The following is a 6,168-nucleotide window of genomic DNA, read 5'->3' on the forward strand; positions in this document are numbered from 1 at the left end:
CCCCTTATCCGACCCGCTGGTTGAACCGCCGCCCGACCATGGCCGACGCGATGTTCACTTTCTGGATGTCGATGGCGCCGCCCGCAATGCCCCAGCCCCAGCTGTCACGCAGGCGCCGTTCCATCGGGTATTCTTTCGAATAGCCGTAGCCGCCCATGAGTTGCACGGCGGTGCCGGTCACTTCGCGGCTGATCTCGTTGGCATAGCACTTGGCGATGGAGCTTTCGATGATCGAGGGCATCCCGTCCTGGGCGTTGCAGGCCGCGCGGTGGATCAGAAGGCGCGCGCCTTCGACGCGGATCTTCATCTCGGCCAGCTTGATCTGCACGCCCTGGAATTCGACGATCGGACGGCCGAATTGCTTGCGCTCCTGCACATAGCCCTGAACGTCGTCCAGCGCGCCCGAGGCCTGACCGAGCGACATGGTCGCATTGCCGCAGCGTTCGAGGTCGAACGCCTCCATCAGTTTCTTGAAACCGCCGGCGGGGACGATCACCGCGTCGAGCGGGAGTTCCACGTCGTCGAAGTTGAGGTCCGAGGACGGGACGCCGCGAAAGCCCATAAGCTCTTCCTGCGGGCCGAAGGACAGGCCGGGGGTGCCCTTTTCGACATAGACCGCCCCGATGCCCTTGGCGCCGGGCTCGTCGGACATGCGGCAGTAGACGACATAGCCGTCGGCATGGCCGCCGCCCGAACACCAGCGCTTCTGGCCGTTAAGGACGATCTTGCCGCCCTTGATTTCGCCCCGGGTCTTCAGGTCGGTCAGGGCCGAGCCGGCCTCGGGCTCTGACATGGCCACGGCGACGACCATTTCGCCGGCGCAGACCTTGGGCACGATCTGCTTGGCGAGATCGGCATTCGCGAAGTGTTCGACCGCGCGCACGGGGCCGACGGAGCTTTCGAAGATGGGAAAGGCGACCGCCGGCGAAACCTTGGCGAACTCTTCCAGCACGATCAGGGCTTCAAGGTTACCCAGCCCCAGACCGCCCAGGTCTTCAGACACGTTGACGCCGAGAAAGCCCATCTCCGCGTAGCGCTTGATATCGGCGGCGGACAGCGCCTTGTCTTCCTGTTCCAGCCCGCGGGCGATGTCGCGCATTTCGCCTTGGGCGAATGCCCGGGCGGCTTCCTGCAGCTGGCGCTGATCGTCGGTCAGTCGAAAGTCCACGGTGTGTCTCCTTTGCCGGTGTTAGCCTTGGGTCCGGGTCGCATAGCCTGGGACCGAGAAGGCACGGCAAAGTGCACAGCGCCGAGATGGAAGTAAATGAAACTTCATTTCATCTGGTGAAACATCTGAGATGGCCATCGCCGAACCCGAAATGCCGGGATGAATGCGGGCGGGGGCGCCGAAAACGAAAGAGCCCCCCCGGGGTTACCGGGGGAGCTCAGCCGTGCCTTCAGAACGTCTCCAAGGGTTGAGACAAGACTGCCCCGAGGGGCAGTGATTTGCCACCCCCCCCAAACAATGGGGGAGCAAGAGTGTCAGGCAACATCGTTGACGACATTGCCCCTGGCGCCGCCGGCATTACTGCCGCCGTCGGTAGGCGTGTTCGCGGGGTCTTGTCCGCGGTCTTCACCAGAGGAGTTGCTGTCCTGAGACGGCTGAGTGGCCGCCGAAGGAGAGGTCGATTCTTCGAGTGATTGCCGTTCCTCAGAACGGAAACCACTCTCGACAGCTTCCTCGACCTCTTGTCGAGTTTGTTGAAGCAGATTCTCGGTACTCTGAGAAACCTGTTTCGCAAGCGTCAAAGGAAATGACGCAAGATTTGAAGCTTGATCAATCATAGCGTTTCTCCGCTCTGAATTGCGACGTTCTGTCAGCGCCTAAAATATGGCACAGAAAAGAGCAAAAATAAATACGATAGAGTTTTCGGCCACGGATTAGCCGTTAACCCTTGAAAAGGCAGGTATTCTGGGCCTTCACGGCACCAAATACCGACGACAGACGGCCTGCCTCCCGGGCCATCTGTCGCGGAATCAGGTAATCAAGGTGGCTTCTGGCCAGCCTCAGGCCGAGGCCGGGACCTGGTATCCCAGCACCCGTTCCGCAAAGTCCGGGTAGGTCCCGGCGACCTCACGGCCGATCTTGGTGCGCAGGATTTCCAATTGGGCCGGGTCCGGTTCCGGCGTGGTCGGCACGCTGTCCGGCACGTCAAAATCAAACCCCGTGTTGTCGCGCACTTCCTCGACGCTGTGGCCCGGATGGACGCTGTCCAGGCGGAACCGCGCCCGCTCCCGATCGAACCCCATGACGCAAAGTTCCGTGACCAGGGCGTGCGGGCCGCCGGGGCGATCGACGTCAGGCGGGCTGACGCCGGGGGCACTGATGAAATCGACCTTGTCGACGAACACCCGGCGCGAATGTTCCGGGCGGAACAGGATCACCCGGGGCACGGTGAAATACATATAGGCCGATCCGAACGACCCCGGGAACCGGCGGTCGAGCGCCGGGTATTCGCCCGTACCGACCAAATTCAGGTTGGCTTGGCCGTCGATCTGCACACCGCCCAGGAAGAACACGTCGATGCGTCCCTGCCCGGCCGCATCGAACAGTTCGCGCCCGCCGTCCGTGAACGGATTGTTGGTGATGCCGTGGATCAGCGACACGCGAAAGGCGCCACCGGTCAATTCGCGCTGCAACAAGGCCGCCGCACCGGGAATAGGCGACGCCGCGCCGATCGCGCCGTTGCCACGCTCCGGCAGCAGGCCGGTGATGACGGAGATCAGGAATTCTTCAGATGAATAGGCGTCGCTCACGATGCGGCCTCCGCCTGACGGCCCAGCACTTCGCGCTTCAGATAGGCGTCGAATCCTTCCTGGCTGCGCGCTTCCTTGGCATAGGCACGGATGTGGTCCATGTCGATGGGATAGCATCCCGCGAGACCCAGGGGCTTGGCCCCTTCCTTGGCCTGAGCCATGGCGCCGATGTACATGGCGGGGATGGTGCCGGCCGCCAGGACAGGATCGGCGGTCAGGTCGCCATCGTGGATGTCCTCATAGGTCGCAAGCGTCGTCTTCGCCGCATGGGCGATGGTGAACAACTCGTGGCGCTTGCCGATCCAGACGTTGCCGAATTTGTCAGCGAGCGGCGCATGGACCAACGCCACATCCGGCTTGATCGCCGGCACCAGAAGGATCCGGCCGTTGCCCGCCCCCAAGGGGTCGTCGACCACTTTCCAGTCGTCACGGAACTTGACGATATCGGAGCCGATGATCCCGCCCAGCGGCATGAACGGCACGCCCTTTTCCGACGCCTGCAATGCCGTGTGGATGGCGGGACAGGTGCTGTCGCGCATCTTCAGGCTGCCGTCCTGCGCGGCGCGGGTGAAGCACGGCGCCAGACCGGCCTCGCCCAGGCTCACCGCCGCCGCTTCCATCAGCCGCACGCAGCCCGCACCGATCAGCAGATCCGCCGCCATGCCCGAAATCGGCACCGCGAGCACATGCAGATCCTTGATCCCGCGACGGATCAACGCACGGATCAACGCCATGGGAACGAAGCTGTAATCGGGCGGCAACGCCAACAGCGCCCCATCGGGCACCTGTTCGGCAAGAACCGCAACGTCGGAATGGGAGGTCATGGTGGTTTGTCCGTCAATGGCTGAAGGACGCACAGGGTGTCACAGGGGCTTGGGCAGGGTCAATTGTCCGCGATGCCAAACGCCCGGCGCATCAGTCGGTCACCACCGGCTGTCCGGCCTTCTTCCAGGCCTTGAGTCCACCGTGCAGGACAGCAACCTTGGCGAGGCCGTTCTTGCGCAGAATTCGTGCAGCGCGGGCCGAAATCTGATCGCTCTTGCACACCACCAGCACCGGCGTTTGCGCGTATTCGGCAAGGTCGGCCTTGATCTGCTTGATGCGGCCCATCAGGTCGATCAGCGGCAGATTAAGCGCATCCTTGATGTGCCCGTCCTTGCCCTTGAACTGGCTGGGCGAGCGCACGTCGATCACCAGGGTGTCCGGATCCTGGTCAAGCTGCGCCTTGGCCACGTCCGGCTTCACATATGGCACCCCCGACATCCATCGCGGAAGCTGGCGGCCGACATAGAAAGCGACGGCGATGAGCAGAAAGCTCATGACCGTGCGTTGATCGAACTGAATGTTTGAAAAGTCCATGGGGATGGGTTCTACGGCCTTGGCGTGAGGGGATCAATCGATAACGTCGTCGTCACGGGCCATATCCGAAGGCAGGCCCACGGCCCCCCGCTTGTCGGCGCCGGACAGATTGGCGCCGCGCAGGTCGGCTTCGGTCAGGTCCGCATCCAGCAGGCTGGCGCCGCGCAGGTCGGCATCCCGTAGATCGGCGCCGCGCAAGTCGGCGGCTTCCAGGTCCGCGTTGCGTAGGTCGGCGCCGTTCAACTGCGCGTCACGCAGCATGGCGTGATCAAGATTGGCCCGCACCTTGCCGCCCTGCGCCTTGGTGGATATGACGATCTCGCCCAGCAAGGCGCCGACCATATTGGCTTCGGCCAGGTTGGCGCGGCTCAGCTTGGCGCCCCGCAGGTCCGAGCGCGCCAGATTGGCCTTGCGCAGATCGGCGAAGGACAGATCGGCCATCAGCAGTTCGGAGCGCGAGAAATCGGTCCGCTGCAAGATCGCGAAGGAAAAATCGGATGCCGCCAAGTTGACGCCGGACAAGTCCTTGTCCGTCAGATCGGTCTTGGAAAACACCGCGCGCTGACCTTCGGAGCCGTTTGAATCAACCCAACGCGCATGCATCAGGATCGCTTCCTGCAGGCTGATGTCCATGTCCTCGATGCGCTTGGCCAGGTAGGCGACATCGAGATTGACCTTGGTCAGGTCCATGTTGTCGAAGATCGCCCCGACCAGATCGGCGCCCGACAGGTCGGCGTTCGACAGATTGGTGTTGTTGAACACCGCGCCATGGAAAATCGCACCGGACAGGTTGGCATCGGTGAAATCGGCGCCCTCCAGATCGCAGCCGGTCAGGTTCGACAACGACAGGTTGGTGCGGATGAACTTGGCGTGGCGCAGGATACAGTCCGTCATGTCGGTCTGCACGATCATGGAATCGGAAACCTTGGCGCCGGTCATATTGGCGCCCCGCAGGTTCGCCTTTTCCAGGCCCCCGGTGGCGTCCTCGTGGACGACCTGGATCAGATCGCCGCCGCCCTTTTGCGGCTTCAACAGAATGCCGTCACGCATGTCGGCATCGATCAGCGACGCGCCTTCCAGGTCCGACCCCGCCAGGCAGGCGCCCCGGATATCGGCCTTGTCCAGAACCGTGCGTTTCAGCTTGGTGAACCGCATGTCGGCGGCAAACAGGACGGCGCCCTCCAGATTGCTGTCCGACAGGTCGCAGTGACAGAACAACGTACCGGCGCATTCGATGCGCGCCAAATTGCGCCCCGACAGGTCCAGATAGCTAAGGTCGTGCATGGACAGCGTCGCCCGTTCGCCACCGGTCCGGCCGTTGGCGAACAGCATGTGCTTGTCGAGAATCACGTCAAGTTCCTGCTGCGACAGCTTCTTCCACGCGTGGTCGCCGAAATACCGCGACTTCTGCAACGACATAGGCACTCCTACTCCCTTGGTCCGGCCTCCCTTGGTCCAGCACGTCGGTCCGCGCCCCACCGGACCGGGAACTATAGAAAGCCCATGATAAACGAAGGGTAAACGTCCGTCACGGCAGGGTAACATTGGCACATCGCCATGATTGCTCCTACCGCCTTTTACGTCTATCTAGAGGCCATGACGACATCCCCCACAAACGGCGCCCCGGTCCATGTGATCGGCGGCGGATTGGCCGGCTCGGAAGCCGCTTGGCAGCTTGCGCGCGCCGGCGTCTCCGTGGTCCTGCACGAAATGCGTCCGGAACGCGCGACGGACGCCCACAAAACCCAGGACCTGGCCGAACTGGTCTGCTCCAACTCGTTCCGGTCCGACGATCATGAGACCAACGCCGTCGGCCTGCTGCATGAGGAAATGCGCCGGCTCGGCTCGCTCATCATCCAGATGGCGGACCGCCACCGCGTCCCGGCGGGGTCCGCGCTCGCGGTCGACCGCGACGGCTTTGCCGCCGCCGTGACCGAGGCGCTGGAAGCCGAACCGCTTGTCACCATCGAGCGCGGCGAAATCGACGGCCTGCCGCCGGAGGACTGGTCGAGCGTCATCATCGCCACCGGCCCCCTCACCTCGCCGGGCCTG

At 63.2% G+C, this 6,168-nt stretch carries 7 protein-coding genes; 1 reads left to right on the forward strand and 6 read right to left on the reverse strand.

Annotated features, from left to right (window positions below):
• Positions 1 to 4: 4 nt before the first annotated feature.
• From B2585_RS20160 to B2585_RS20185, 6 genes are all read right to left on the reverse strand, one after another.
• Positions 5 to 1,168: an acyl-CoA dehydrogenase family protein gene (locus B2585_RS20160; protein ID WP_292025798.1), complete on the reverse strand. Its 1,164-nt coding sequence runs from the start codon at positions 1,166 to 1,168 to the stop codon at positions 5 to 7.
• Between the two features lie 314 nt (positions 1,169 to 1,482).
• Complete coding sequence (locus tag B2585_RS20165) at positions 1,483 to 1,785, reverse strand: hypothetical protein (RefSeq protein WP_292025800.1); 303 nt, start codon at positions 1,783 to 1,785, stop codon at positions 1,483 to 1,485.
• 222 nt (positions 1,786 to 2,007) lie between these two features.
• Positions 2,008 to 2,757, reverse strand: coding sequence for a CoA-transferase (locus B2585_RS20170; RefSeq protein WP_292025802.1), 750 nt, complete (start codon positions 2,755 to 2,757; stop codon positions 2,008 to 2,010).
• Entirely contained in the window at positions 2,754 to 3,581 is an 828-nt protein-coding gene (locus B2585_RS20175; protein ID WP_292025804.1) for a CoA transferase subunit A, read from the reverse strand. The genes B2585_RS20170 and B2585_RS20175 overlap by 4 nt, the downstream gene beginning before the upstream one ends.
• Before the next feature lie 91 nt (positions 3,582 to 3,672).
• Entirely contained in the window at positions 3,673 to 4,116 is a 444-nt protein-coding gene (locus B2585_RS20180) for a rhodanese-like domain-containing protein (protein ID WP_292025805.1), read from the reverse strand.
• A gap of 33 nt (positions 4,117 to 4,149) precedes the next feature.
• Positions 4,150 to 5,535: a pentapeptide repeat-containing protein gene (locus B2585_RS20185; RefSeq protein ID WP_292025807.1), complete on the reverse strand. Its 1,386-nt coding sequence runs from the start codon at positions 5,533 to 5,535 to the stop codon at positions 4,150 to 4,152.
• A 177-nt stretch (positions 5,536 to 5,712) separates the two neighbouring features.
• On the opposite strand from B2585_RS20185, the gene B2585_RS20190 reads away from it, so the two are divergent.
• The coding region (locus B2585_RS20190) for an FAD-dependent oxidoreductase (protein WP_292025809.1) at positions 5,713 to 6,168 on the forward strand (456 nt) is incomplete at its 3' end.

Source organism: Maritimibacter sp. UBA3975, assembly GCF_002384975.1.
Taxonomy (GTDB): Bacteria; Pseudomonadota; Alphaproteobacteria; order Rhodobacterales; family Rhodobacteraceae; genus Maritimibacter.

Excerpts from the sequence above, each read along its gene's own strand:
- B2585_RS20175 (WP_292025804.1), bottom strand. The coding sequence starts at position 3,581 with ATGACCTCCCATTCCGACGTTGCGGTTCTTGCCGAACAGGTGCCCGAT.
- B2585_RS20185 (WP_292025807.1), bottom strand. The coding sequence starts at position 5,535 with ATGTCGTTGCAGAAGTCGCGGTATTTCGGCGACCACGCGTGGAAGAAG.
- B2585_RS20165 (WP_292025800.1), bottom strand. The coding sequence starts at position 1,785 with ATGATTGATCAAGCTTCAAATCTTGCGTCATTTCCTTTGACGCTTGCG.
- B2585_RS20180 (WP_292025805.1), bottom strand. The coding sequence starts at position 4,116 with ATGGACTTTTCAAACATTCAGTTCGATCAACGCACGGTCATGAGCTTT.